We start from the raw sequence: 26,649 nt of genomic DNA on the forward strand, positions 1-26,649 counted from the left end.
TGTGGCGGTGGCCGGCGAGCGGGGAAGGATGTCATCCCGATCGGGTGAGCAACCCTCCGGAGACGCAGACCTAGCATGGGGCGCGCTACCCAAGGGAGACAGCCATGAGCCCCGTCGACGTGCAGCCACCATCGCCGTTCACCGTGGACGACTACCTGGCGCGTGGGCGACGCGTCGTGGCAGCCGCTGCCGAGGCCGGCCTCGCCGGCGTCCTCGTGACTCCGGGACCCGACCTCGTCTGGCTCACGGGCTACCAGCCCACGGCGATCACCGAACGGCTCACGGTGCTCGTGCTCGCGACCGACCAGGAGCCGACCCTGCTGGTCCCGGCCCTCGAGCGGCCCGACGCCGAGGCAGCCGAGGGAGTGCGTGGCATGAGGGTGCTGGACTGGGCCGACGCCACCGACCCCTACCGAGCCGCCACGCCGTTGCTGCGAGCAGACGGCACGTACGGCGTCTCCGACTCGGCATGGGCCCTGCACCTGCTCGGTCTCCAGGGTGCCCTGCCACGCACGACGTACCGGTCACTCACCCATGGGCTGCCGATGATGCGGGCGGTCAAGGGAGCCGACGAGCTGGCGCGGCTCACGGCGGCGGGTGCTGCGGCCGACGCGGCCTACGGGGAGATCGTCAAGGTTCGCTTCGCCGGACGCCGCGAGACCGAGGTGGCCGCAGACCTTGCCGGGCTGCTGCGTCACTTCGGGCACGAGCAGGTCGACTTCACGGTGGTGGGGTCAGGTCCCAACGGTGCCAACCCGCACCACGAGGCCGGCGAACGCGTGATCCAGCAGGGCGACGCGGTCGTCCTGGACTTCGGCGGCCTGATGTTCGGCTACGGGTCCGACACCACCCGCACGGTGTGCGTCGGGGAGCCGACCCAGCAGATCCGCGACGTCCACGAGATCGTGCGGCTCGCGCAGGAGGCCGGTGTCGCCGCGGCCCTCCCGGGCGCGACGTGCCAGGACGTCGACCGCGCGGCGCGAGCCGTCATCACGGGCGCGGGCTACGGCAAGGAGTTCATCCACCGGACCGGTCACGGCATCGGGGTGACGACCCACGAGCCCCCCTACATGGTCGAGGGCGAGGAACAGCCCCTCGTGCCGGGGATGTGCTTCTCGGTCGAGCCCGGGATCTACCTCGCCGGACGCTTCGGGGTGCGCATCGAGGACATCGTGACCGTGACCGAGACGGGCGCCCTGCGACTCAACAACACCGACCACGGGCTCGCCGTCGTCGAGTGAGGTCTGACCCGGTATCAACCCAAAGGAGTGAGGCCCGTGGACGACTTCGCGCAGGAATCTGGAGGTACGTGCAGGGATCTCAGGAGTGGACGGTGGTCGGCATGGAGATGGGCGTGAGGGCGTACGGAGGCAACACGCGAACGATGCACGAGCGCGGCTCGGGCGCAGGACTGCTCACCACGACCAGCCCGGGGGTGCGGTCATGAGTGCCATGGACGCGTCGGCCGACGAGCCCGTCGCCGCCACCACGAGGCGCACCAGGGCACCGGCCACGGCCTACATCTCGTGGATCGCCCTGGCCATGATGACGACCAGCTCCGTCGCCAGCCTCCGGGCGGCCCCGACGATGGCGGTGTACGGCCTGGCGTGCGTCTTCCTGTACATCGTCCCGGCGATCGTCTTCCTGATCCCGACCTCCCTGGTCTCGGCGGAGCTCGCCTCCGGGTGGGACGGTGGCGTCTACAACTGGGTGGCCCGCGGCATCTCCAAGCCGATGGGGTTCCTCGCCGTGTGGTGCCAGTTCGCCATGACGATCTTCTACTACCCCAGCCTGCTGGGCTTCGTCGCGAGCACCTTGGCCTACGTCATCAACCCGGCGCTCGCGTCCAACGGCGTGTGGACCGCCTTGGTCATCGTCGTCGTGTACTGGTCCGCCGTGTGGGTGTCGTCGCGTGGGACCAAGGGCGTCTCCGGCCTCGCGAGTGCCGGGCTCATCATCGGGACGCTGATCCCAGGGGTTGTCCTCGTCACGTTGGGCGCCGTCTTCCTGGGTCAGGGCAACCCGTCCGCCGCCCCGATGACCGCGGACAACCTGCTGCCCGTCTGGGCGGGACTCTCCAGCCTCGTGCTCATCGTCAACAACTTCCTGTCGTACTCCGGCATGGAGATGAACGCCGTGCACGTCGGTTCGCTGAAGAACCCGGCCAAGGAGTTCCCGAAGTCGATGTTCCTCGCGATGGGGCTGGTGCTGACGATCTTCATCCTCCCGGCCCTGGCGATCAGCTGGATCGTGCCCGCCGAGGAGCTGTCGCTCACGGCCGGGGTCATGCAGGCCTTCGACGCGGTCTTCGCCAACTTCGGCGCACAGTGGCTGACCCCGATCGTCGGGATCATGCTGGTGACCGCGTCGCTCGGCGGCATGCTCACCTGGCTCGCCGGCCCGTCGAAGGGTCTGCTGCTCATCTCGCGCCAGGAGGGCTACCTGCCACCGGTGCTGCAGAAGCTGAACAAGAACGGCGTCCAGCAGAACATCCTCGTCGCCCAGGGCATCATCACGACGATCATCGGGCTCGGCTACGCCCTGATCCCGAACGTGTCGAGCGCCTACTGGATCTTCTCGGTCATCACGACGCAGGTCTACCTCATCATGTACCTGCTGATGTTCGTGGCCGCGGTGCGCCTGCGGCGCAACGACCCGGACCACGCGCGCGGCTACCGCGCGCCGATGCTCGGGGCGCTCTGCGGCATCGGTTTCGCCGCCTCGCTCGCGGCGCTGCTCATCGGGTTCGTCCCGCCCTCGCAGTTCGGATCGGGCAGTCCCGCAACGTATCTCGTGATCGTCGCGGCTGGCGCGCTCGGCCTCGGTCTGCTCGTCCCGTTCCTCTTCTACAAGATGCGCAAGCCGTCATGGAAGCAGCCTGAAGGGGCGGAGGTGAGCTCGTCATGAACATCACGGAGAGCGCCACGTACCAGCAGAACCGGACGACCTACATCGTCGCCGGCATCGCGGTCGTGGCCCTGACGGTCATCGCCCTGCTGACCTTCCACTCGGGCAAGACGTCCCAGCAGGCCGACCAGAAGGCCACGCAGCTCATCGCGGCCCTCACGGCTGCCGGAGCCCGTGCGCCGAGCAAGGACCAGGTCGTGCGGCTCCTCGGGGACGACGGTGGTGCGGTGTGCGACGACCCGAACGGGTCCTTGCGCAAGGGCGTCCTCCTCGGCCAGCTCATGAACGGCGCGGCCGGTCCGGGGATGCGACCGATCATCTCGGACAACCGGGTGGTCAAGGGACAGCTCCTCGTCCTCAAGATCTACTGCCCCGACGAGGTGCCGAGCTTCCAGGAGTTCGTCGGCAGTCTCGAGCTCTCCGACACGGTGAAGGGCTGACGACTCGTGGAGCTGCGTGAGCGTGTTGCCGGGCTGATGGGACAGGCCCGATCGGACCTCGCCGAGCTCGTGTCGATCCCGTCCGTCGCCGACCCGCGGCAGTACCCGCCGGAGGAGTGCGCCCGGGCGGCCCAGTGGGTCCTCGACGCCTTCGCTGCGGTCGGCTTCGCCGACGCGCACCTGGCCGAGACCTCGGACGGGAGCCAGGCGGTCGTGGGGTCACGGCCGTGCGCAGACCCCGACGCCGTCACGGTCCTGCTGTACGCCCACTACGACGTGCAGCCACCCTTGGACGAGGACGCGTGGCGCACCCCGCCGTTCGAGCTGACCGAGGTCGACGGCCGGTGGTACGGCCGCGGCACGGCAGACTGCAAGGGCAACATCGTCATGCACCTGACCGCCCTTCGGGCGCTCGGCGACGACGTGCCGGTCAACCTCAAGCTCGTCGTCGAGGGCTCGGAGGAGCAGGGGACCGGTGGCCTCGAGGACTTCGTGCCCAAGCACGCGGACCTGCTCCGCGCCGACGCCGTCCTCGTCTGTGACACGGGCAACGCAGCGGTCGGACGACCGGCTGCCACGGTGAGCCTGCGCGGCATGGTCAACGTCGTCGTCACCGTCGAGGCACTTGCCTCGGAGGTCCATTCCGGCATGTTCGGCGGCGCCGCCCCGGACGCGCTCGCAGCGCTCGTCGCGATGCTGGCGAGCCTGCGCGACGCCGAGGGCAACACGACGGTCTCCGGCCTCGACAACAGCCAGGAGTGGCCGGGGGCCACCTATCCCGAGGACCAGTTCCGCAGCGACGCCGGCGTCGTCGACGGGGCGTCGCTGCTCGGCAAGGGGAGCGTGTCCGACATGCTCTGGGCGCGGCCGTCGCTGACGATCCTCGGCATCGACTGCCCGCCGGTCGTCGGGTCCGCGGCAGCCATCGTGCCCCGGGCTCGTGCCCGCCTCAACCTGCGCATCCCCCCGGGCACCGACCCGGCTGTGGCCGAGAAGGCGCTGACGGACCAGCTCGTCGCCGCTGCCCCGTGGGGCGTGCACGTGAGCGTCGAGACGGAGGCGACGGGATCGCCCTTCTCGGCCCAGACCGACGGACCCGCCTACCGCGCCATCGCGTCCGCGATGGAGGAGGCTTTCGGTACGCCGATGGTGGGCCTGGGCCAGGGCGGCTCGATCCCGCTGTGCAACGTCTTCGCCGAGACCTACCCGGGTGCCGAGCTCATCCTGATGGGCGTGGAGGAGCCGCTGGCCCTCATCCACGCCCCCAACGAGAGCGTGCACCCGCAGGAGATCGCGGACATGGCGCTGGCCGAGGCACTCTTCCTCCGACGGCTGACACGCTCCGACGCCTGACTGGCTCTGAGCTCGCGAGGAGGGACTGAAAACCTCGCGACAAGGGACGTGCGTCCTCAGGCGCCCTTCACCGCAGCACCCGTGGCTGCGGTGCCGGTCGCCGTGGTGCGCAGGGTCATGGCGGTTGATGCCGCGGCGGCAGCCGAGTCGTGGATCGTGCCCTTGGCGGCCTGGTGGCGGCCCATCAGGACGGCCATCAGCACGCCGAGGAAGCTGAAGACGGCCATCACCCAGGACGCGGTCGCGAGGCCCGAGGCGAGGGCATCTCCCGCGGGCTGTCCCTCCGCCGTTCGGTCCGCGATGACGGCTCCGTAGATCGTCGCGGCCAGCGCGGTGGCGACCGCCGCCCCGACGTAGCGCGCCATGTTCGACACCCCGGACGCAGACCCGACCTGCTTCTCCGGCACGCACGCGGTGGACGCCGATGACGCCGGCCCGTTCGACAGACCCATCCCCACCGCGACGGCCAACAGCGGCAGCAGGAAGGCACGGTAGGCCCAGTCGGCGTCGGCGAAGCCGAGGGCGGCGAAACCGACGGCTGTCAGGAGGAACCCGATGGCGACCACCTGGCGACCTCCGAGGCGCGCGGTGAGGCGCGGCACGAGGGCGGCGATGGCGACGAGGCCGACCGTGGCCGGCAGCGTCGCCAGGCCCGCCTGGAGGGTCGTGAAGCCGAGGGCAGCAGGGTCCTGGAAGTAGAGGCTGAGGAGGTACATCAGCGCGTTGATGGTGCCGGCACCGATGAGGATGGCGATCGTCGACCCGACGAGGACGCGGTTGCGCAGCAGACCGAGGTCCAGCATCGGGACGGCCACGCGTCGCTCCACGGCGACGAAGGCGAATCCTGAAGCGACACCGATGGCGACACAGGCGAGCGTCGCGACCGAGCCCCAGCCCCAGTCACCGCCCTTGCTCAGGGCGAGGATCAGCGGAGCGAGGGTCAGCGCGATGAGCAGCGACCCCGCGTAGTCGATCGACCGCGACCGGGTCGTGTCGCGCGACTCCGAGACCTGACGGGCCGTGATGAAGATGCAGACGATCGCGATCACGGCGTCGACCCAGAACAGTCCCTGCCAGCCCATCACCGACACCAGCACCCCACCCATGAGGGGGCCGGCAGCGGCCCCGACAGCGGCAGCGGCACCCCAGAGCGACACGGCACGCAGCTGCGCCTGGCCGTCGTTGGCCACGGACAGCAGGCTGAGGCCGCAGGCGAGGATGGTGGCCCCGGCCGCTCCCTGGATGACCCGGCCGGCGATGACGGCGCCGCCGGACGAGGAGAGCGCGATGAAGATGCAGGACACGACGAAGAGCATCAGGCCGAGCTGGAAGACGCGCTTGCGGCCGAAGACGTCACCGAGCGAGCCGGACGTCACGATGACAGCGGCACCCACGAGCGAGTAGCCCGTGACGGCCCACTGCAGCGTCGTGACGTCCATGCCGGTGTCGGCACTGATGGCCGGCAGGAGGATGCTGACCGCCGAGGTGTTGGCGTTCACCACGAAGGTCGACAGGCAGGTGGCGGCCAGCACCCCGCCCGCGCGAGCCGCGGCCTGCGCTGCTGCCTGCCCGGAACTCCCGGACCCGGCTGACGAACTCGTTCCGGCCATGGTTGCGCTCCCTCCGCCAAGCACACGCGCCTGCCGCGCTCCTCGAATCTAGGACGCCCGCCGCGGGCGAGAGTCACCCGTGGAGGATGACTCTGACGACCGCTGCGGCTGTCACGCTGGTGACGTGTCCAGCGATGCTGACCCGGTGTCCGGGGGGCTTGTCACACCGGGTGCACGAGTGCGGTCGGTGAGCCGCCGCTGGTGGTCGCGCGTCGCGGAAGTCGCCCAGGGGCACCTCGCACCTCTCGGCCCCGCCTCGGACCCCGAGCCCGAGAACTTCGAGGCGCCGCCCCCCGAGGCCGTCCTCGACCTCCTTCGGCACCTCGGCGTCGTCATGTCCCGGGCAGGTGACGCGACGGAGCGCGTGACCCAGATCCTCGAGGAGGTGGCGGTGGTGTACGCCGCCACCGGCGTCACGTTCTTCGTCGTGCCGACCGGGGTGTTCGTGCGCATCGACACCGGGGACTCCAGCCGGATGGACTTCGAGGCCGGCAGCAGCGTGCCCCTGCGGCTCGACCAGGTCGACGCCCTCTACCGGCTCATCGACGACATCCGCCACGGCACCGTCGACGCGGGCGTCGCACGCGAGCGTCTCGATGCGCTCGTCGCCGCAGGGCCACGTTTCGGCGGCGGCGTGTCCGTCCTCGCCAGCGGCGTCCTCACCGTCGGCCTCGGCCTCATGCTCAACCCCACGGCCAGCGCCCTGCCGGCGTTGCTGCTCATCGGATTCCTCGTCGGCGGCCTGCGGTGGTGGGCCGACCGTGAGCCCATGCTCTCGCTCGTGCTCCCCGTCGTCACGGCGACGGTGGTCACGGCCGTCGTCTTCCAGTGGGTGGCTCCGGCGCTCGACTCGCCTCCGCTGGAGATCGTCATCCCCGCGCTCGTGACTTTCCTGCCCGGCGCGGCCCTGACCATGGCGACCGTGGAGCTGTCGACGGGCGACATGCTGGCCGGGTCGGCCCGGCTCGTCTACGGCCTCGAGCGGCTGCTCGTCCTGACGTTCGGCATCGCGATGGGGGCCGAGGTCGCCGGCCTGCCGCCGGCCGTGGGCCATGCGCCCGAAGCCCTCGGCGCGTGGGCGCCCTGGGTGGGCGTGCTCGTCTTCGGGGTCGGACAGTTCGTCGCGTCGTCCGCGCCGCGCCGCACCTTCGGCTGGCTGCTCGTGGTGCTCTACGTCGCCTACGGCGTCCAGGCCCTGTCAGGACGTGCCCTGGGCACCCTCGGCGCGAGCTTCCTGGCTGCGGCCGTCGTGCTGCCCGTCTGCTACACGATCCAGAGCCGCCGCAGCGGTCCTCCGGTGCCGGTGACCTTCCTGCCCACGTTCTGGATGCTCGTGCCGGGGGCGCTCGGCCTCCAGGGAGTGGCGCGCATCGTCGGCGCGGACCAGGCGGCCGGCCTCGGCGACTTCCTCAACGCCCTGATGAGCATCGTGGCCATCGCCGTCGGGGTGGTCGTCGGCTCCGGTCTGTCGGAGCGCATCGGCCGCGCCACGTCGACCTGGCGCGGGATCTAGGCAGGCATTCCCTGCGACCGGGAGCGTCACCGCGGCGGCATGCCTTCTGCATCCCTCGGCCCGTACGTAGTGTGCCCGCCCACCGACCGGCGCACCGCCAGCGGCTCTGCCGCAGGCTGGGTCTCGACCGTGGGACGGGTGCGCTGGGCCCAGTCGCCGTACCGCTGCGCCCAGGGCCCCGCTGTCAGGCCGTGCAGGACGACACTGAGGAGCACCGTCGTGGCCACTGCGCCGATGAGGGTCTGGACGGCGGGGTCCGCGGCGCCGAGGCTCTGGTAGGTGATGAGCGCGAACACGACGGAGGCGAGTCCGCGCGGCCCGAACCAGCCAACGAAGAGCACGGTGGGTCGTCGCAGTCCCGTGCCGACGAGACACAACGCGACGGGCAGCATCCGCAGTGCGGTGAGGGAGAGCGCCGCGAAGAGCAGGCTCTGCCACCGCACCATCCAGTCGAGGTGGTGCGCGACCGTGATCCCGAAGAGCAGCCACACGGCGAACCCGAGCAGAGCGGAGAGCCGGTCGGTCAGCTCCAGGCCGGCGTGCGTGTGTCTCGACTCCCTCTGGGCGGCGGCATAGGCCGTTCCGGCCAGGAAGGCTGCGACGAAGCCGTTGCCGCCGACCTCGACGGCACCGTAGTAGGCGAGCACCGGCACGGAGAGGGTCGCGACGGGCAGCAGGGCGGACTCGGCCCAGCCGGCCCTCCGCGAACGCTCGATCAGCCGGCCGGACGCATACCCGGCCGCGATGCCGACGAGCCCCCCGATCGCCAGCTCGCGCAGAGCGTGCACGAGGGCATCCTCGGGCGCGCCACCGGCAGCAGCGGCAACGGCGAACAGCACCACGGGAGTGGCCATCCCGTCGTTGAGACCGCTCTCCACGTTGAGGATGCGCCGGACCCGCACCGGTACGACGGGGTTGAGCACGGTGGCCGCGCCGAGCCCGGCGTCGGTGGGAGCCAGGGTCGCCGCGAGCAGCAGCGCCAGCCAGACGCTGGAGCCGGGAAAGATCCCGCGGGCCACCAGGTAGCCGGCCCCGATCGTCAGGGGGAGACCGATGAGGAGCAACCGGCCGGTGAAGACCGAGTCACCGCGCACCTCGCGCGGCTGCAGCTGCGCCGCATCGTGGAAGAGCGTCAGTGCCAGTGTCACCTCGGCGATGGCGCGGCTGGTCTCGGTGTCGGCCCCGCTCGTCAGGACGAGGCCGACACCGATGCCGGAGGCGACGAAGACGATGGGTCCGGTCAGGTGGGCCCGGCCGACCCGCGTCGACTGGCTCACGAAGACGATGACCAGCAGCGCGAAGACCGCTACGACGCCCGTCATGCGCGGGCCCCGTGGTCTACCCGGACCCGACCCCGGCGCCGTCGGCGAGGCGCTGGAGCAGGAGGGCCTGGGCCACGATCATCTTCTCGATCTCGCTGGGGTCGACGCTCTCGTCGGACGCGTGAATCCGTGAGGCCGCGACGTCCTCCGGTCCCCACAGCACGAACTCCGCGCCGGGAGCGGCCTTCTCGAGCGTCCGCAGCAACGGGATGGACCCGCCGCAGCCGGCCTCCCCGGCCGGGCGGCCGAAGGCCTCGGCCAACGCGTCGCGCGCTGCGGCATACCCCGGCCCGTCCGTCTTGCAGAGGAACGGGGGAGCGGCCTTGGTGCGCTGCACCTCGACCTTGGCCCCCCAGGGGGCATGCGTCTCCAGGTGCGCCACGAGGGCGTCGAGCTCGGCGTCCGGCTCGGACCCGGGGACGATGCGCATCGAGATCTTGGCCCTGGCCTCGGGGATCAGCACGTTCGAGGAGGTGGCGATGTTGGTCATGTCGACCCCGATCGCGTTGACCGACGGGCGAGCCCACAGCCGGTCTCCGATCCGGCCGCTGCCGGTGAGCTCGACACCGTCGAGCACGTCAGCGCTCGACCGGAGGTCGTCCTCGGTGAGGTCCGCGCCGTCCCACACCGTCGTCGAGGCGCCGGCGATGGACACGTTGCCGTCGTCGTCGTGCAGGGTCGAGAGGAGTCGGGCCAGGGCCATCATGGCGTCGGGCGCCGGGCCGCCGAAGACGCCGGAGTGCAGCGGGTGCTCGAGCGTGCGCACGGTGACGACGCACGCGACGTCGCCGCGCAGGGCTGTCGTCAGGGCCGGCTCGCCGACACGCAGGTTGCCCATGTCGCAGATGACGAAGAGGTCGCAGGCGAAGAGCTCGGGGTGGGCCTCGACGAACGCCTCGAGGTTGCTCTCGGTCTCCTCCATGCCCTCGAGGATCAGCTTGACCGTGCACGGTGGCTTGCCGTCGAAGACCCGCAGCGTGCCGAGGTGGCTGACGAGCCCGCTGATGTCGTCGGCGGCACCACGTCCGTAGATCCGGCCGTCGTCCTTGTGCGTCGGCGTCCACGGGTCGCTCGTCCACCCCTGCTCGGGTGGAGCCGGCTGCACGTCGTAGTGCGCGTAGAGCACCACGACCGGCGAGCCCTCCGGCCCCTCGATCTCGGCATAGATCGGCGGGTAGCCCGAGGGCACCTCCATCAGCTGGGCGTTGGTGAACCCGACGTCGCGGAACATCTGCAGCGTCGTGGCCCCCATCCGCTCCATGGGCTCCGAGGGATATCCGGGGAACGCGATCGACGGGATCGCCACCAGCTTCTCGAGGTCTTCCACGACCCCGGGCATCAGGGCCCGGGCCTTGTCGGCAATCTCCTTGGCCTGCATGGTCTCTCCTTCGTGGTTGTCAGGGGGCACGGTCAAGCGGGGTCAGAAGAAGACCCCGCCGATCAGCGCGCCGACGGCGATGGTGACCACGGACATGACGAGCATCGGGATGAAGAAGCTGTGGTCGAGCAGCTTCGTGCCGAGCTTGGTCGTGCCGGTGAGGTCGAAGTTGGCCGCGGCGATCTGCGTGCCGTTCGCAGGCAGGGTGTAGACGCCGCTCAGGGCGCCGGCCCACATGCCCGTGACGACACCCACCGGAAGGCCCGCAGCCAGGCCGATGGGGACGATCGTCCGCGTCGCCGTCGACTGGCTCGTCGTCAGTGCGGCAACGAGGAAGACGGCGAGGGCGAAGATGAACTGCCAGCTCGTGACCCATCCGCCGATGGTGCTGACGATGTAGTCCTCGTGGGCCGAGATGAAGGTGGCCGTCAGCCAGGCGATCCCGAAGAGGGCGATCGCCGAGATCATGCCGGCCTTGAACACGGACTGGTCGGGGACCGTCTTCACGTCGGGGCGCCCGAGGAAGAGGATCGCCACGCCGACGACGAACATCACCATGACGATCGTCGTCGTCATGTCGATGGGCACCGCGGCCTCGCCCTCGGCGGCGAACGCGGGTCGCAGCTGCGGGAAGAGGCCGAAGACGACGATGAGGATGACGCCGGCCAGGAACGCGAGCGCGGAGTTGCGCCCCTCCTTGGTGTAGGTCAGCCTCGAGGCGGCGGACTCACCTTCGACGGCGTGCTGGGGTGCGACGAGCTCACCGGAGGCGATCTTGGCCTGCACCTCGGGGTCGTCGTCGAGGTTCTTCCACATCCGGTTGACGACGAGCGAGGTGACCACGATGCCGATGACGCACGACGGGATGGTGATCGCGAGGATCTGCGTCAGCCCGAGGTTGTAGGGCGCCACCTCCGTGAGCGTCAGCATCGCCGCCATCGCCGCCGAGACGGGCGATGCCGCCAGGGCCATGCCCGACTGGACCACGGTCACCGTGAGCGGCCGCGCGGGGCGGATGTGGTTCTTGTACGAGACGTCGTAGATGACCGGCAGCAGCGGGTAGATGATGTTGCTCGTCCCGGCGCCGATGGAGAAGAGGAAGGCGGTCAGTGGGGCGATGATGGTGATCTGCTTGGGGCGCTTCTCGATGACGCCCGCCGCGACGTAGACCATCCAGTCGATGCCACCTGCGGCCTGCATCATCGCGGCTGAGGTCACGACGGCGAGGATGATCGCGAGGGCAGCTGCCGGCGGCTCACCGGGCGGCTCCCGGAAGACGAAGACGAGCACGAAGGTGCCGAGGCCGCCCCAGAGGCCGACCCCGACTCCGCCTGCGCGGGTTCCCATGACGATCGCCCCGAGCACCACGAGTGCCTCGAGCACGAAGCTGACGCTCATGTCGTTTCCTTCCTAGCGAGGTGCACGATCGGTCAGCCGGCCGGGCACTGGGTGGCGAGGGACTCGCTGAGTGCCGCGTACGCCGAGCGGACGTCCTTGAGGGACGTCGTGAGCTGCGGTGCCGCGGCGGTGAACGCCTCGTTGCTCGCGGCGGCCAGAGCCTGCCGGAAGCTGTCGAGGTTCGCGCGCAGGGTGGAGACGGCGGAGTCGAACCGTCCTTCGGTCACGGCCTGGAACTGGTCGAGCTTCGCCAGGGCCGCATCGACCTTGGCGGTGAGTGCGTCGACCTTGGTGCCGTCGGGCTTGAGGGCGCTCATGTCCTGGACGGCGGTCGAGAGGTTCTTGGCGTTGGTGCACAGGTCCTGCACCGCGGGGTCGGTGCCGCACCCGCCGACGACGAGGGTCGCGGAGACCGCAAGGACCGCCGCGACCCGGCGCACGTACTGGTATCTCATGTCCGCTCACTCCTCCTGGACCGGTTGGGTGACGATCGCGACGAGGGTCTGGCACGCCAGCACCATGTCGTCGATCGCGATGTGCTCGCTCGTGGCGTGCTCGTCGACCATGCCGGTCGGCAGCGCCACGCACGGGATCCCCTTGGCGTTGAAGTAGTTTCCGTCGGTGCCACCACCGGACTTGCGGGGTGAGACCTCGAGCCCCAGCGACCTGATCGCGGCGGCCGCCTCCCGGTAGGGGAGGGCGTCCTCGGCGATCCGGTACGTCTGGTAGATCTCCTCCGCGACGAAGTTCACCGTCGCGCCGTTGGCGTCGGCTGCGTGCTCGCAGGCCGTCCGCATCGCCGCCAGCTGACCGTCGAGCTTGTCCTGGTCGTGGCTGCGGGCCATGCCCTCGAGCACGACCGTGTCGGGGATGATGTTGCGGGCCTCCCCGCCATGGACCGTGCCGATGTTGGCGACCGTCTCCTCGTCGATGCGGCCGAGCGGCATCGACGCGATGGCCTGCGCCGCGACGCGGACGGCGCTCACGCCCTTCTCGGGCTCGACGCCTGCGTGGGCCTTGCGACCGTGGAAGGTGACCGTGAGGTACACCGAGGTCGGTGACCAGTAGGTCACCGACCCCATCACCCCGGCGGTGTCGAGGACGAACCCGTGGGTCGCCGCCAGCCGGCCCACGTCGAGATGACGTGAGCCGACCAGTCCGCGTTCCTCCCCGACGGTCGACACGAACTCGATCGTCGGGAAGGACCAGTCAGGGTTCTCCTTGAGCAGTCTCAGCAGCTCGAGGCAGGCGGCGAGACCGGACTTGTCGTCGGCTCCGAGGATCGTGGAGCCATCGGTCCGGATGATCCCGTCGTCCCCGATGATGGGGACGATGCCTCGGTCCGTGCCGGCCGTGTCCATGTGCGTCGACACGAGGATCGTGCCCGCTCGGGTGCCCGGAAGGACGGCGACGATGTTGCCGATGTCGTCCTTGGTGGTCGTGCACCCCAGCTCGCGGTAGCGCTCCTCGAGGACCCGCCCGATCGACTCCTCGTGGCCCGTGGGGCTGTCCACCGCCACGAGCCCGAGGAACGTGGCCAGCAAGCGGTCACGGTCGACGGCCCCGGCCGGCCGAAGCGCGCCCGGGGCGGTTGGGGTCATGCCAGAGCTCGCGACTTGATCTGTGCGAACTCCTCGGGCGTGATGGCGCCGGCGTCGAGCAGGGCCTTGGCCTGCGTCAGCTCCTCGATGGACGATGTCTTGGGCGCGGCGACGGTGCGGATGTAGTCCTCCTGCGCGGCCATCGCCTCCGAGTTGCGCTTCATGGTGCGCTCGGCCATCCCTCGGCCACGCACGATGACGTAGACGAGGGCGGAGATCAGCGGGAAGAAGATGAGGACGATGACCCACAACGCCTTGGCGACGCCGCCGAGTGACTCGTCGCGGAAGAGGTCCCCGAAGATCTGGAACAGCATCATGAGGTACGCGACGAAGAAGAAGGACCAGACGAGCAGCCAGAAGAAGCTCCAGAAGTCCATGGTGATGACCGCCCTTTCGGTGCCGCCGGTTGTGGCGGCGTTCGTGTGGATTGACCTGCTGTCGAGCCCTACGTTCATCCTCCGGACCGGGCCCAGCATCGCTCTCCGAGAGCGAGATGGGAGCGGTCAGAGGGCCAGTCCGGGGGGGTCGTGAGCACCCGGCTCGTCGAGGAGCCGGGTGGAGGTGACCTCGAGCCCGAGCGCGGTGAGCGCAGTGAGGACCCCGACGAGCTCCTGGCTGTCGTGGACGTGGATGCTCAGCGTGGTACTCGTCCCGTCGCTGTCCGACCAGACGGCATACGGCCACACGTCGCGTTCGTCGACGTCACCGGCCACGACAACGACAGCACGCATGTCGTCCGCCTCTCCCGTCGGGTTCTCAGCCACCTCTTCGTCGCAGCATGTCGCGGCGTCGGTCGACGCGCGTCATCCGCTGAGGTGGAGATGCGGGTTGGCTGGGTCCGTCGAGCCGGCTCAGTAGAGGTCGAGGTCGGCGGCGCGACGGATGGCCGCGCGACGGCTGCCGACGCCGAGCTTCTGGTAGATGTGCGCGATGTGCGTCTTCGTCGTGTGGAGCGAGATGTACTCCGCCTCGGCGATCTCGGCATTGGTGAGGTTGGTGGCGAGGTACTGCAGGATGACCCGCTCGCGGTCCGTCAGGCGCTCACCCCACCCGGGAACGCTGTGCTCGTGCTGTCTCGCCAGACGCGCCAGCACCTGCGTCAGTGCCGCCGGGTGGCTGGTCCCGTGGCGCAGATGGGCCTTGAGCAGGTCAGCCATCCTCTTTCCGCCCGCGACGAAGGGGCCGTAGAGCTGGTCGGGCTCGGCAGCCGCCAGCGCGAGCTCGAGCGACGCGTGGGCGTCGGTCCGCCCCAAGGCGGCCCGGGCCTCCGCCTCGATGCAGCGCGAGAGGCAGGTGATGTGCACGAACGTGCCGCTGACCGGCGCCCGGTCGAGCTCCGCGAGCGCGGCGGCAGGGTCCCCGGCTCGCAGGAGCACCCGCGCACGGTGAGCGGGGGCGAGTCGGTACTCCGGCTCCGTCGGAGCGGAGGACGCCAGCGCGACGGCCTCGCGCGTCCTGCCCTCGGCGACCAGGGCGAGTCCTTCGAGCCCGGCGAGCATCGAGGGCCACCACGGCGGGACGGGCGCCGACCGGCTCATGCCGCTGATCTCCGACATGCTGGCTCGAGCGGCCTTGACGTCGCCGAGCGACAGGCAGGTCTTCGCGTGGAAGTTCAGCGCGAGACCGCGCAGCTCCGCGTCGAACGGGAGCACCATCGACAGGCTCCGTTCGAGCTGTGACCGGGCCTGCGTCAGGTTGCCCTTCCAGTAGTCGAACCAGCCGAGATAGGCGATGGCGGGGCTAAGGGTCACCAGTCCGACCCACCCGCGTTCGGCGGCCCGGGCGAGCACGTCGACGGCAAGGTCGTGCACCTCGGTCAGGCGACCCTCGGAGATCGCGGGGATGCAGGACTCGGCCAGCGCGGTCAGCTCGAGGGCCACCAGACCCGTGTCGTGCGCGGTGGCGGCCGACGCGCGCAGCATCTCGAGGGGGAGCTCGAGGTGGCTCTGGAGGCGCGCCTCGCCCATGCCCACGAAGACCTGCAGGGCCGCGTGGATCGCCGGGTCGCGCGCGCGCCCGGTCCGAGCCAGCCGCTCCAGGAGAGCCTGACCGGTCTCCACGGCGGCGCCAAGTCCCCGGTCGTAGCCGGTGAGGAAGAGCTCGACGATCGCCGTGCGCTCGTCGAAACCCTCCTCGAGCGGCCCGGGCACGGACGCGGCGGCCTTCCGGGCTGCGGCGACCTCGGCGCGGGCGGCGTCGAGCCTGCCGCCGCGCACGAGGACCAGGGCCTTGGCCAGGTGCGCCTCCCGGTGGTCGGCCAGGGCGTGAGGAAGGTGCTCGATCGCGTGCATGACCGCGTCGACCCGGCCCTCGAGGAAGAGCTCCAGCCAGTGCTCCGAGAAGATGCGCCCGGCGGTCTCTCCGTCGCCGCCGGCCACGGCGTGTCGGATCGCCGTCGGCGCGTCGACAGGGACCCACCAGGCCGCGGCCGCGGCGTGGAGCTGCGCGGCGCGCTCGGGCAGGTCGGTCGCCAGGCGCCGTTGGATGTGGGTGGCGAAGAGGGGGTGCCAGGTGAACCACGGCTCGTCCGTGGGCGCGGTGCCGCGTGAGAGGAAGATGCCCTCGGCGAGACACTGCTCGAGGAGCATCTCCGCGGTGGTCGTCCCCCGGATGCTGTCGATGAGCGAGGGGCAGACCTGCTCGTCGAGACAGCTGTCGAGCACGAAGTCCCTCAGCTCGTCGGACAGGGACGCGAGCACCTCTGTCGCGAGGTAGTCGGCAAGCGCCTGGTCGCGACGCAGCTCCGACGGCACGTTGCGGGGCCGGTCGATCTGGCGGGCCGCCAGGATCGCCATCCGCACGCCGGCCGGCCAGCCACCGGTCGCATCGTGGATGGAGTCGGCGGTCTCCTGGTCGAGGTCGAGTCCGGCTGCCTTGACGGCCAGGGCGGTCTCGTCGGGGCTGAAGGCGAGCTGGTCGTGGGCGAGGTACGAGAGGCGGTCGTCGAGCCGGAGTCGCTGCAGTCTCAGGGGCGGCACGACGCGCGCCCCGATGACGACGCGCATGTTGGCCGGTGCCCACCGCAAGAGGTGGTTGACCACGGCTGCCGATGCCTTCGACCCGGTGAGGTGCTGCGCGTCGTCGAGAGCCAGGATCAGTGGCTCTGCGGTGTCGTAGAGCGCCTCGAGCAGCGAGTCGACGAGGGTGAGCGGCTCAGCGCGCAACGACGACGTGCGCAGCGGAGCGATCGCGGCGGTGAGCTCGTCGATCCCGGCCAGGCTGGCGGCGGACAGGAGGTCCGACACCAGGCGCACCGGGTCCCGGTCGGAGTCGTCGAGAGTCAGCCAGAGGGCGGCCCCCCGGACCTGTTGCCGGCGCACGGTCGCGGCGAGCAGCGTGGACTTGCCGAACCCCGCCATGCCCGCCAGCACGGCCACGGGCCGTTCGTCCAGCAGGGGCACGAGCCGCGGGCGGTCGATGACCCCGGCCGAGGGCAGGGGAAGAGTCATCCGCGCTTGGCGTGGACCGGGCATGAGGGGAGTCCCTGTCTCCGAGAGGTCATCCCCGTTGATGGATGCGGGGGATGACTGACTCTCCGAGAGTAACCATGAGGGGAGCCAGAAAGCATCATTTCCGCGTGTCCGGGATGTGAGGTCACCATGCAGGTGTACGAGATCGTCGTCGACGGAGAGCTGTCCGCGGACCTGGCCGACTCGCTCGGTCCCATCCGGCGAAAAGACGTCGGCGGCGCCACGGTGCTCAGTGTGACCATGGATGCCCCGGACGCCCTGGCGCGCGTGCTGGCTCTCCTCGAGACCCTGGGCATCGGCGTGACCGCCGTGCACCAGGTGGCGGACACCGGGCCGGATCATGATGCGGACGGCTAGCACCGGCCGCGTGCCGGCAGGGACCGGCAACTCATCCTCGCGGAGCGATGCCGCGGCATCGCTCCGGGACGGAGTCTCGGGGTGTCAGTGGAGAGTCGCCAAGGAGGCAGACATGAGTGTCAACGTCGACGTCGGACCGATCGACTACCTCGCGCTGGAGTTTCCCGGCGCCCGGCTCACGGGTGAGGGGATGGCGGAGCTGATCAAGCTCGTCGACGCCGGCGTCATACGGGTCCTCGACATGAGGGGCCTCGTCCGCGATGCCGACGGGACCGTGACCGCCGTCGCCATCACCGACCTCGACGGGGACGGCACGCTCGACCTCGCGATCTTCGAGGGCGTCGAGTCCGACCTGCTCGACGAGGAGGACCTGGCGGCCGCGGCCGACCTGGTGCAGCCCGGCAACGCCGTGGCCGTGCTCGTCTACGAGAACACGTGGGCGGGCCCCTTCGTCTCGGCCATGCGACGTGCCGGGGCCGAGGTGGTCGCCAGCGTCCGCCTCCCGGCGGACGCGGTCATCGCTCGCCTGGAGGCACTCGAGGCAGCCGCCGAGGCCGCCGAGTAGTCGACGGGAACCGCACCCGACGGTCGAACCGGCGTGCGTGCACGAGGACGAACCGCAGTCGAGAAGAAGAAGGAGAACACGATGGGACTTCTACGTGGAGTGGCCCGGACGGCCGTCGTCGCCGGCACTGCGACAGCGGTGTCCAACCGGGTGTCACGGCGTCAGGCCGGCCGGTGGGCTTCGCAGGAGGAGCAGCAGGTCCAGGAGCAGGCGCCGCCGCAGTATGCCGCGCCGCCTCCGCCCCCGCCGCCCCCGCCCGCGGCGCCCGACCCTGACGCCGACCTGGCCCGTCTGCAGCAGCTCGGCGAGCTGCGCGCCTCCGGGGTGTTGACCGAGCAGGAGTTCCAGACCCAGAAGTCCCGGATCCTCGGCTACTGACCAGGCTCACCCTGCCCTCGGCGTCCATCCGGCCCGTGCACTCCGTCAGGGGGTGCACGGGCCGGATCACACCGTCAGCGAGGGCGTCAGGCCACCGCCGTCAGGCGACGTGAGTCGGGCGGATCGGCTCGAAGGGACGGATCTCGTCGTCGCCGGGCTGGATGATGCCGCAGGACGACTCCGGGACCTCCACCCACGCGCCCGGCAGGTCACGGATCGGCTCGGAGACGACGAACCGCGTCTCGTCGCCGAGCGTCCGGAGCATCTCCACCTCCGGGTGGAGGTCCCGCAGCTGGGCCACGTTGGTGGAGTGGAAGAGCGTCCTGCTCTGGTGCTGCGAGGAGTAGCGGAAGGCCCACACGCTCCGACCGTCGCTGGCCGCCATCGTCGCCTGGACGGGGTTGCTCATGCCACGTCGCTCGGCGAGGTCCTCGACGAAGCCGATGGCGCGGGCGACGCCGCCCACCGGGTCCTCCCGCAGGCCGAAGGTCAGGGCGAGGAAGAAGAGCGCCTCGGAGTCGGTCGAGCCCTCGACGTCGGGGTAGAGGGAGGGGTCGATCGCGAACATCAGGTCGCGCTTGAGCTCGTGGAAGCCGAAGACGGCCCCGTTGTGCATCCACAGCCAGTCGTCGTGGCGGAAGGGGTGGCAGTTGCTCCGCTGGACCGGCGTCCCCGTGGAGGCCCGCACGTGGGCGAACATCAGGCGGGTGCGGACCTGTGCGGTGAGCTCGCGGAGGTTCTCGTCGTTCCAGGCGGGGTCGACGCTCTTGAAGACCGCCGGCTTGGGGCCCTCGCCGTACCAGCCGATCCCGAACCCGTCGCCGTTGGTGGTCGTGGCCCCCATCCGCGAGTGCAGACTCTGCTCGATGAGCGAGTGCTCCGGCTTGAAGAGAAGGTCCTCGGCGAGGATCGGGTCACCTGAGTACACCATCCAGCGGCACATACCTCCATGGAACGCGCGCGCCCAGAAGGCGGCATCACTCCTCGGGGATGACGACGGCGGCCTCTGGCCCACTCGAAGGCCAGACCCGGTCACCCCCTGTGCCGCAGCCTGACCCCGACGGGCACCATGGGTCGCGTCCCCGCAACGGGCAGGTGGCCCGTCGTCCGCCGATCCGCCCCCAGCACCTCGAGACACCAGGAGTGGTCCCTTGATCTTCATCACCGCGAAGTTCCCCGTGAAGCCCGAGCACGCCGACGACTGGCCGGAGATCTCCCGCGCCTTCACCGAGGCCACCCGAGCCGAGGACGGGTGCCTGTGGTTCGACTGGTCCCGGAGCCTCGCCGACCCGACCGAGTACGTCCTCGTCGAGGCCTTCCGTGACGACGCAGCGGGCGGGGCCCACGTGCAGAGCGACCACTTCCGCGAGGCGACCTCGAGCCTGCCCGCGTACCTGGCCGCCACGCCGAAGATCGTCAACACGACGGTCGAGGGCACGCAGTGGTCCGAGCTCGGCGAGATGGCTGTCGGCAAGTAGCCGAACGGCCACTCCGAGAGCGGGTTTCGCACCTGGCCCGACCGTCCGCTATGGTCTACCTCGCACCCACGGAGCCTCGGCTCCGAGGGCCTGGCAGGCGGACGTAGCTCAGTTGGTAGAGCGCAACCTTGCCAAGGTTGAGGTCGCCGGTTCGAGCCCGGTCGTCCGCTCCGCTGGAAGGGCCTGTCGACTCACGTCGACGGGCCCTTCCGCACGTCGAGGGCGTATGCCGCCGGGCCGGTCGGAGCGTCCGGCAGGTCCGCGGTCCGTAGGCTGTCGGCCATGGCTGCGTCGAGCAAGACCCCGCCCGTCGAGATCGAGGTCGGCGACCACATCGTGCGTCTCTCGAGCCCCGACCGCGTCTACTTCTCCGAGCGTGGCGAGACCAAGCGCGACCTCGTCGACTACTACCTCTCCGTCGGCCCGGGGATCGTCAACGCGCTGCGCGAGAGGCCGTGCATGCTGCACCGCTTCCCCAAGGGGGTCGACGGGCCCAAGGTGCACCAGAAGCGGCTGCCTGCCGGGGCCCCGCCCTGGGTCGAGACGGTGCGCCTGCACTTCCCGCGCTACGGCCTGCACGCCGACGAGCTGTGCGTGACGCGCCTCGCCGACGTCATCTGGGCGGTGCAGATGTCGACCGTCGAGTTCCACCCGTGGAACAGCCGGCGCGCCGACACCGAGAGCCCTGACGAGTGGCGCATCGACCTCGACCCGATGCCGGAGTGCGGCTTCGAGAAGGTGCGACGCGCGGCGGCGACGACCCACGAGATCCTCGACGAGCTCGGCGCGGTGGGGTGGCCCAAGACGTCCGGCGGCTCCGGACTGCACGTCTACGTGCGCATCGCGCCCGACTGGGGTTTCAAGGACGTGCGCCGCGGGGCGCTGGCCTTCGCCCGCGAGGTCGAGCGGCGCCTCCCCGATGACGTGACGACGACGTGGTGGCGCAAGGACCGCTCGCCGAAGGACCTCTTCGTCGACTACAACCAGAACGCCCGGGACCACACGATCGCGGCGGCGTACAGCGTCCGGGGCAACCCGCGCGGCACGGTCTCCGCCCCACTCGCCTGGGACGAGATCGCCGATGCCGAGCCGCAGGACTTCACCATCGCGACGATGCCCGAGCGCTTCGCCCGCCTCGGCGACCTGCACGCGGGCATCGACGACGCCGTCTTCGACTTCGGCGCGCTGCTCGAGTGGGCCGACCGCGACGAGCGAGAAGGCAAGGACGTGCCCCCCGAGCCCGACGACGCCTCCTGACCGGGCCGCTCAGTCGCGGGAGATGACGTACGGCGGGGGAGCCTGCGGGTCACCCGCCGTGTGCTTCGGCTCGGTGAGGATCGAGCACGTGCCATCGGTGGGGCAGCCCACGAGACGGTTGCGACCGTCCGGGGTCACGGTGCTCAGCTCGAGCGTGCGCGGCACGGGACTCGTGCGGTAGCCGGACTGCACGACGCTCGACCCTGAGGGGACCCGCACGGCGAAGGCGGGCCGGCCGGTCGAGGTGTCGACGAGCAGCACCTGGCTCTCCTCGGGGCCGGTCGGGGTGCTCCACGCGATCGCGTAGCGTCCGTCGCCGGTGAGGCCCTGGACGTCGAGCCCCCGGCAGTCGAGGTTCCGGGTGGCCTGCGACGGCGTGTCGACCTTGAGCACGGCGAAGCACCCACCGTCGGAACGGCCGACGGCGGTGCGTGTCGAGTCGTTGAACACGACCATCTCCGCCTGCCGCCACTCGGCGGCACGCGACGTCTTCGTGTCCCACCGGAAGGTCGAGCCGCCGTTCGTGAAGAAGACGGCGGACCCGGCGAAGCCCACCACCTCGGCCTCGGGCCCGACGGCCTGCAGCGCCGCGACCTCGGTGCCCTCGTCGTCACGGACGCTGAGGTGCCCGTCGCCGCGGTCGACGTAGGCGAACCGGGTGCCCCGGTTGGCCTCGACGCGGCTGCCGAAGGCGCCGAGGTCCATGAGCGACTCCCCGCCCGTGTCCGTCAGCGACATGCGCACGGTGCCCGCCTGCGACACGGTCACCACCCGGTTGCCGTTCGGCAGCCGCAGCACGTCGATGAGGTCACCCCAGGGCCCGACCTGGCTGCTCCCGGCAGCGCTGAAGTAGTCCCCGCCGACGGCATACGGGAGGACGAGCGCCCCCGTGGGCTGCCCGGTGGTCGGCAGGGTGACCGTGCGGGCACCAGCGACCTCCGACGCGGACGTCGAGGGGGCGCCGGATGCCGGCGTCGTGCCCGATGACGCGATCGGGGGGTCGGTCGGCGGAGAGGGGTTCTGTGCCCGCCAGAGCGCGGTGCCACCGGCGGCCGCGAGGACGACGACGGCGCCCGCCGCGACGAGGAGTGGGACGCGACGCGGCCGGGCCGGAGGGGCAGCCGTGCCGCTGGGTGGCGACGGCGGCGACGGAGGCGACGGCGGATCCGCACCGGGGCCGGTCGGGGGCGGTCGTGTGCCCTCGGGAGCGGTCCCCGGGGCCTCGCCGGGACGCACGCGCTCGAGCAGTGCGGTGACGTCGGCGTAGTCGGGGCGCTCGGCGGCGAGCTGCTCGAGCATCGGGACCGCGGTCAGGGTCGCGTCGGAGGCGAGGGCGCCCTGCGCGGCGTCGTAGAGGGACTGCCACCGCGTCTCGGGCGAGGGCGCGGGCACCGTGGAGGGCGCGAAGGAGAAGGGCTGGCCCCCGCCGGAGCGCAGCAGGACCGCCGTGCCCCACTCGGAGGCCTCGTCCGAGGTCGCCATCGCCTTGCGCACCTCGCAGATCGCCGCGTCGATGGGTAGGCCGCGCGTGAGGAAGGAGTAGAACTCGTGGCTGAAGACGAGCGCGGCCCGGTCGGAGATCTCCGTCTGCATCGCGACGACTGCGGGCAGGCCCTGCCGCACGAGGGCCTGGCCGACGCCGGAGAAGGCGTCGCGCCCGGACGACCGGGCACCCTCGCACGCGTTGAGGACGGCGAGCTGCAGGTCCCGGGCGTCGTGCAGCAGCGTGCCGAGCCGGGAGCCGCTCACGCGGTGCGAGGTGCGGTCCTCCCGCTCGAGGACGAGCACGCCCTGCTCGCTCGTGCGGTCCCAGCCCCCGTGCCCGATGAAGTGGAAGACGTGGAACGGGTCGAGCAGGGCCCGCTGCAGCGCCGGTAGCGTCGCCCGGTCGAGCACGACGAGCTCGAGCAGGCCGGCGGCGACGAGGTCGTTGGTCGTCGCCCGCAGCAGCTGCTGCTCCCGCTCGACGGCGAGCTCCGGCATGTCGACCGGGCTGGAGATCATGACGAGGACGCGCAGCGGCGCCTGCACGGTGACCGGTGGGGGAGTGTCGAGCGCGTCGAGGAGCCGGACGACGGGGGTGCGCGTCGAGAGCGTGAGGAAGCGGCCGAGCCCCGTGGAGTAGAGGTACTCCCACGGCACCGCCTCGAGCTCGGGGACCGTGTCGAGCCGCAGTCTCACCCGCACGTCGCGCCCCTGCGTCCGAGCCGCGTCGAGACTCTGACGGAAGGCCGCGCCGACGTCGTCCGCGAAGAGCGCGTCCCCGAGGCGGCCGCCGTAGTCCTTGACGTCGGTGACCCGCGCCGCCGCAGGCACGAGGCGGCGCGTGGCCGCCCGGGGAGGTCCGACGGCGACCATGAACGCCGCGAGCTCGGTCGGCGCGAAGGGCAGCGTGAAGGGCGCGGAGGTGGTCGTCCCGCCCACGCGGACGGCATACCCCTGGCCGGCGTGCTCGATGGTGACGTCGAAGTCGACGTAGTCCTGGGGCACCGGGCACCTCCTCGCGACGAGCGGACGCGGGGGCGACCGGGCGGCTCACCCTCGTCACCAAGAGCGTCCCACCGCCCGGGCTGATACGGCAGCCCCAGGCTGCCCCGGCACGCTCCGGACGAGCGCCGATTCGTGGTTCGGGCGATCCACGGGTGAGGATCGGAAGGACGCACCACCACCAGAGGAGACACCGTGACCGTCCTGCACGACTTCAAGGCCACCTCCATCGACGGCGGGGAGGTGTCGCTGGGCGAGTACGCCGGTGACGTCGTCCTCGTCGTCAACACCGCGAGCGAGTGCGGCTACACCCCGCAGCTCGGCGGTCTCGAGGAGCTCTACGAGACCTACCGCGCCCAGGGCCTCACGGTCCTCGGCTTCCCGTGCAACCAGTTCGGCGGCCAGGACCCCGGCAGCGACGAGGAGATCGGCGCCTTCTGCCAGAAGAACTACGGCGTCACCTTCCCGATGTTCTCCAAGATCGACGTCAACGGCCCGGACGAGCACCCGGTCTACACGTGGCTCAAGTCCGCGAAGGGCGGCCTGCTCGGCAAGAAGATCAAGTGGAACTTCACCAAGTTCCTCGTCGCCCGCGACGGCACCGTCATCGGCCGGTACTCACCGACGACCGACCCCTCCGACCTCGCCGGTGACATCGAGAAGGCCCTCGCCGGGTAGGCCCTACGATCTGCGGGTGGACCACGCCCGCTTCGCCGACCGGGACGCGCACGGGGTCGTCGACGTCCGCCACGGCCCCGAAGCCCTCGAGGCGATGACGCGCGAGGGCTTCTGGGCAGTCGTGGCCACCTTCGAGGGCGCCGTCACGGCGGTGCGCTTCGCCGAGGTCACCCCGAGCGCGTATGCCGTCGGGCCGGGACCCGGGCCCGCCGCGGGTCCCGCGACGGCGTGGCGGCCGCTCGACCGCCACTGGCACACGTCACTCGACCGGGCGGCATACGTGGGCGCGGTGCGCGAGGTGAGGGAACGCATCGCTGCCGGCACGGTCTACCAGGTCAACGTCTGTCGCGTGCTCAGCCACGAGCTGTCGGCCGACGCCGACCTCGATCGACTCGATGACCTTCTGCGACAAGGCAACCCGGCACCACACGCAGCGCGCGTCCGCTGCGACGCCGCGGGTCTCGACGTCGTCAGCGCGTCGCCGGAGCTCTTCCTCGGGCGTCGGGGCCGGCGTCTCGTGACCCGTCCCATCAAGGGCACCGCGGCGACCGCCGAGCAGATGCTGCCCAAGGACTACGCCGAGAACGTCATGATCGTCGACCTCATGCGCAACGACGTGTCCGGCGTCTGCGAGCCGGGGACCGTCTCGGTCGACGAGCTCTGTGCCGTCGAGGCGCATCCCGGCCTCGTGCACCTCGTCTCCACGGTCAGCGGGCACCTGCGCGACGGCGTCGGCTGGGCCGACGTCTTCGCGGCCGCCTACCCCCCGGGCTCAGTCTCCGGGGCGCCGAAGTCCAGTGCGCTGACCACCATCCGTGACCTCGAGACGGTGGCCCGCGGGCCGTACTGCGGGGCCGTCGGCTGGGTCGACGCCGACGCGCGGGAGGCCGACCTCGCCGTCGGCATCCGCACCTTCTGGGCCGAGCGCGACGACACCGGCCGGCGGTGGCTCCGGTTCGGCACCGGCGCCGGGATCACGTGGCACTCCGACCCCGAGGGGGAGTGGGCCGAGACCGAGCTCAAGGCGGCCCGCCTCATCGGGCTCGCCGAGGGCACTGTGACACCATGAGTGCTCCCGTCGGGCGCCTTCCGGGCGGCCGCCGAGCCCCCAGGAAGGGACCATGAGCACGACCACGCGCGTCTGGGTCAACGGCGACCTCGTCGACCCGACCGGCCCCTCCGTCTCGGCCCTCGACCACTCGGTCACGGTCGGTGACGGCGTCTTCGAGACGGCCAAGATCGCGGCGGGGCGGCCCTTCGCCCTGACCCGCCACCACCGGCGCCTCGAACGCTCCGCGGCCGGGCTCGGGCTGCCGCCGATCGACCTGTCCGTCGTCGACCGGGGTGTCGCCGCGGTCCTCGACGGTCCGACGATCGACTTCGGTCGGCTGCGCTACAGCGTCACCGGTGGTGTCGGGCCGCTCGGGTCCGACCGTGACGACAGCTCCCTGACCTACATCGTCATCGCGGGGCCGCAGCCGCTCCCTCCCGAGAGCGGCAAGCTCACGGTCGTCCCGTGGACGCGCAACGAGCGCTCGGCCGTGGTCGGGCTCAAGACGACGTCGTATGCCGAGAACGTCGTCGCGCTGGCCCGCGCCAAGCAGGAGGGCGCCGTCGAGGCGGTCTTCGGCAACACCCGGGGCGAGCTGTGCGAGTGCACGGGCAGCAACATCTTCGTCGTCGTCGACGCCGTCGTGCTGACGCCTCCGGCCGAGTCGGGGCTGTTGCTCGGCATCACCCGCGAGCTCACGATCGAGTGGGCGCGAGCCGCCGGCATCGAGGTCCGTGAGGAGACGCTGCCGCTCGACGTGCTCCAGAGCGCCGACGAGGTCTTCATCACGAGCTCGACCAAGGACGTCCTGCCGATCCACGCCGTCGACGACCGGACGCTCCCGACCGACCGGCCCGTCACGACCGAGCTGCACCGGGTCTTCCGCAGCAACGCCGAGCGGGACTGCGACCCGTGACCCACGAGGACCACGCGCGCGACGAGGATCGTCCGCCCGTCGACTACTCCGACGCCAACCTCACGCTCGACGCGGCCGAGGACCGCTGGGCCTGGCGTGCGCGGCTGCGGGGCAACCGCGTCACGCACGTCATCTGGCGCACCGCCGTCGGTGTCGTCGGCGGCGTCGTGACGGTCGGCGGCCTCATCATGGTGCCGGCGCCCGGGCCGGGCTGGCTCGTCGTCTTCTTCGGCCTGCTCATCCTCGCCAGCGAGTTCGAGTTCGCGCAGCGGTGGCTCGACTTCGCCAGGCACCACGTCAGCCGCTGGAACGACTGGATCATGGCCCGGGCGATCTGGGTCCGCGGCCTCGTTGCCCTCGGCACCCTGCTCGTCGTGTGGGGGGTCATCTGGGGCTATCTCGCGTGGGCCGGCATCCCGCAGTTCGTGCCGGAGTGGGCCGAGCAGCTGCTGACGCAGGTGCCCGGAGTGGACTGAGGGTCGCCCCGCGG

Annotated in this window: 25 protein-coding genes and 1 tRNA gene; 15 read left to right on the plus strand and 11 right to left on the minus strand. The window is 71.0% G+C overall.

The window, feature by feature from the left end:
• The first annotated feature begins 104 nt into the window (after positions 1–104).
• The 4 genes from ASG96_RS12570 to ASG96_RS12585 all read left to right on the plus strand — a co-directional run bounded on the left by ASG96_RS12570 (position 105) and on the right by ASG96_RS12585 (position 4,700).
• Complete coding sequence (locus tag ASG96_RS12570; RefSeq protein ID WP_057588107.1) at positions 105–1,241, plus strand: aminopeptidase P family protein; 1,137 nt, start codon at positions 105–107, stop codon at positions 1,239–1,241.
• Between the two features lie 202 nt (positions 1,242–1,443).
• On the plus strand, positions 1,444–2,907 hold the full coding sequence (locus ASG96_RS12575) for an APC family permease (RefSeq protein ID WP_082588678.1): 1,464 nt from the start codon (positions 1,444–1,446) through the stop codon (positions 2,905–2,907).
• Positions 2,904–3,347 carry a hypothetical protein gene (locus tag ASG96_RS12580; RefSeq protein WP_056756513.1) on the plus strand — a complete coding sequence of 148 codons (444 nt, stop codon included), beginning with the start codon at positions 2,904–2,906 and terminating at the stop codon, positions 3,345–3,347. The genes ASG96_RS12575 and ASG96_RS12580 overlap by 4 nt, the downstream gene beginning before the upstream one ends.
• Positions 3,348–3,353: 6 nt before the next feature.
• Positions 3,354–4,700, plus strand: a complete 1,347-nt coding sequence (locus ASG96_RS12585; protein ID WP_082588679.1) for a dipeptidase — start codon at positions 3,354–3,356, stop codon at positions 4,698–4,700.
• 56 nt (positions 4,701–4,756) lie between these two features.
• Here ASG96_RS12585 and ASG96_RS12590 read toward each other — a convergent pair whose 3' ends face one another.
• Positions 4,757–6,310 (minus strand): MFS transporter, encoded by a 1,554-nt coding sequence (locus tag ASG96_RS12590; RefSeq protein WP_235506607.1) that lies wholly within the window; start codon positions 6,308–6,310, stop codon positions 4,757–4,759.
• Between the two features lie 187 nt (positions 6,311–6,497).
• Between ASG96_RS12590 and ASG96_RS12595 the strand changes: the two genes are divergently transcribed.
• Positions 6,498–7,823 carry a threonine/serine exporter ThrE family protein gene (locus ASG96_RS12595; RefSeq protein WP_057588111.1) on the plus strand — a complete coding sequence of 442 codons (1,326 nt, stop codon included), beginning with the start codon at positions 6,498–6,500 and terminating at the stop codon, positions 7,821–7,823.
• 26 nt (positions 7,824–7,849) lie between these two features.
• Here the strand turns inward: ASG96_RS12595 and ASG96_RS12600 are convergent, their stop codons facing one another.
• From ASG96_RS12600 to ASG96_RS12635, 8 genes are all read right to left on the minus strand, one after another.
• A complete protein-coding gene (locus ASG96_RS12600) occupies positions 7,850–9,145 on the minus strand; it encodes a sodium:proton antiporter (protein ID WP_057588113.1) in 1,296 nt (431 codons plus the stop codon).
• Positions 9,146–9,161: 16 nt separating this feature from the next.
• Positions 9,162–10,523 carry a M20/M25/M40 family metallo-hydrolase gene (locus ASG96_RS12605; protein WP_057588115.1) on the minus strand — a complete coding sequence of 454 codons (1,362 nt, stop codon included), beginning with the start codon at positions 10,521–10,523 and terminating at the stop codon, positions 9,162–9,164.
• A gap of 42 nt (positions 10,524–10,565) precedes the next feature.
• Positions 10,566–11,921: an anaerobic C4-dicarboxylate transporter family protein gene (locus ASG96_RS12610; protein WP_056756528.1), complete on the minus strand. Its 1,356-nt coding sequence runs from the start codon at positions 11,919–11,921 to the stop codon at positions 10,566–10,568.
• Positions 11,922–11,953: 32 nt separating this feature from the next.
• Complete coding sequence (locus tag ASG96_RS12615) at positions 11,954–12,376, minus strand: hypothetical protein (protein WP_057588117.1); 423 nt, start codon at positions 12,374–12,376, stop codon at positions 11,954–11,956.
• Positions 12,377–12,382: 6 nt separating this feature from the next.
• Positions 12,383–13,465 carry a M20/M25/M40 family metallo-hydrolase gene (locus ASG96_RS12620; protein ID WP_162262039.1) on the minus strand — a complete coding sequence of 361 codons (1,083 nt, stop codon included), beginning with the start codon at positions 13,463–13,465 and terminating at the stop codon, positions 12,383–12,385.
• A gap of 53 nt (positions 13,466–13,518) precedes the next feature.
• Complete coding sequence (locus ASG96_RS12625) at positions 13,519–13,899, minus strand: SHOCT domain-containing protein (RefSeq protein WP_056756537.1); 381 nt, start codon at positions 13,897–13,899, stop codon at positions 13,519–13,521.
• A gap of 126 nt (positions 13,900–14,025) precedes the next feature.
• Positions 14,026–14,253 (minus strand): hypothetical protein, encoded by a 228-nt coding sequence (locus ASG96_RS12630; protein ID WP_157610822.1) that lies wholly within the window; start codon positions 14,251–14,253, stop codon positions 14,026–14,028.
• Between the two features lie 120 nt (positions 14,254–14,373).
• On the minus strand, positions 14,374–16,971 hold the full coding sequence (locus ASG96_RS12635; RefSeq protein ID WP_057588121.1) for a LuxR C-terminal-related transcriptional regulator: 2,598 nt from the start codon (positions 16,969–16,971) through the stop codon (positions 14,374–14,376).
• Between the two features lie 150 nt (positions 16,972–17,121).
• Between ASG96_RS12635 and ASG96_RS12640 the strand changes: the two genes are divergently transcribed.
• The 3 genes from ASG96_RS12640 (at position 17,122) to ASG96_RS12650 (ending at position 18,292) form a co-directional block, all read left to right on the plus strand.
• A complete protein-coding gene (locus ASG96_RS12640; protein ID WP_056756545.1) occupies positions 17,122–17,349 on the plus strand; it encodes a hypothetical protein in 228 nt (75 codons plus the stop codon).
• Between the two features lie 112 nt (positions 17,350–17,461).
• Positions 17,462–17,914, plus strand: a complete 453-nt coding sequence (locus ASG96_RS12645) for a DUF6325 family protein (protein ID WP_057588122.1) — start codon at positions 17,462–17,464, stop codon at positions 17,912–17,914.
• A gap of 81 nt (positions 17,915–17,995) precedes the next feature.
• On the plus strand, positions 17,996–18,292 hold the full coding sequence (locus tag ASG96_RS12650) for an SHOCT domain-containing protein (RefSeq protein ID WP_056756550.1): 297 nt from the start codon (positions 17,996–17,998) through the stop codon (positions 18,290–18,292).
• Positions 18,293–18,392: 100 nt separating this feature from the next.
• Here the strand turns inward: ASG96_RS12650 and ASG96_RS12655 are convergent, their stop codons facing one another.
• The gene (locus ASG96_RS12655; RefSeq protein ID WP_057588124.1) at positions 18,393–19,223 is read right to left on the minus strand and encodes a class II glutamine amidotransferase; all 831 of its coding nucleotides are present in this window, start codon (positions 19,221–19,223) and stop codon (positions 18,393–18,395) included.
• A gap of 220 nt (positions 19,224–19,443) precedes the next feature.
• On the opposite strand from ASG96_RS12655, the gene ASG96_RS12660 reads away from it, so the two are divergent.
• The 3 genes from ASG96_RS12660 (at position 19,444) to ligD (ending at position 21,027) form a co-directional block, all read left to right on the plus strand.
• Entirely contained in the window at positions 19,444–19,770 is a 327-nt protein-coding gene (locus ASG96_RS12660; RefSeq protein WP_057588126.1) for a putative quinol monooxygenase, read from the plus strand.
• Positions 19,771–19,867: 97 nt separating this feature from the next.
• Positions 19,868–19,940: transfer RNA gene (locus ASG96_RS12665), tRNA-Gly, on the plus strand.
• Positions 19,941–20,052: 112 nt separating this feature from the next.
• On the plus strand, positions 20,053–21,027 hold the full coding sequence (gene ligD, locus ASG96_RS12670) for a non-homologous end-joining DNA ligase (RefSeq protein WP_056756559.1): 975 nt from the start codon (positions 20,053–20,055) through the stop codon (positions 21,025–21,027).
• Positions 21,028–21,036: 9 nt separating this feature from the next.
• On the opposite strand, the gene ASG96_RS23810 is transcribed toward ligD, so the two are convergent.
• Complete coding sequence (locus tag ASG96_RS23810) at positions 21,037–23,517, minus strand: CHAT domain-containing protein (protein ID WP_082591755.1); 2,481 nt, start codon at positions 23,515–23,517, stop codon at positions 21,037–21,039.
• 192 nt (positions 23,518–23,709) lie between these two features.
• Here ASG96_RS23810 and ASG96_RS12680 point away from each other — a divergent pair, with 192 nt between their 5' ends.
• Genes ASG96_RS12680 through ASG96_RS12695 form a run of 4 tightly spaced genes read left to right on the plus strand, consistent with a single transcriptional unit; the run spans position 23,710 to position 26,635 of the window.
• Positions 23,710–24,192 carry a glutathione peroxidase gene (locus ASG96_RS12680; protein WP_056756562.1) on the plus strand — a complete coding sequence of 161 codons (483 nt, stop codon included), beginning with the start codon at positions 23,710–23,712 and terminating at the stop codon, positions 24,190–24,192.
• A gap of 16 nt (positions 24,193–24,208) precedes the next feature.
• Positions 24,209–25,261, plus strand: a complete 1,053-nt coding sequence (locus ASG96_RS12685; RefSeq protein WP_082591756.1) for a chorismate-binding protein — start codon at positions 24,209–24,211, stop codon at positions 25,259–25,261.
• Between the two features lie 52 nt (positions 25,262–25,313).
• Positions 25,314–26,159, plus strand: a complete 846-nt coding sequence (locus ASG96_RS12690) for an aminotransferase class IV (protein ID WP_056756564.1) — start codon at positions 25,314–25,316, stop codon at positions 26,157–26,159.
• A complete protein-coding gene (locus ASG96_RS12695) occupies positions 26,156–26,635 on the plus strand; it encodes a TIGR02611 family protein (RefSeq protein WP_056756567.1) in 480 nt (159 codons plus the stop codon). Before ASG96_RS12690 ends, ASG96_RS12695 begins: the two co-directional genes overlap by 4 nt.
• Positions 26,636–26,649: the final 14 nt, after the last annotated feature.

Source organism: Terrabacter sp. Soil810, assembly GCF_001429645.1.
Classification (GTDB): Bacteria; Actinomycetota; Actinomycetes; order Actinomycetales; family Dermatophilaceae; genus Terrabacter.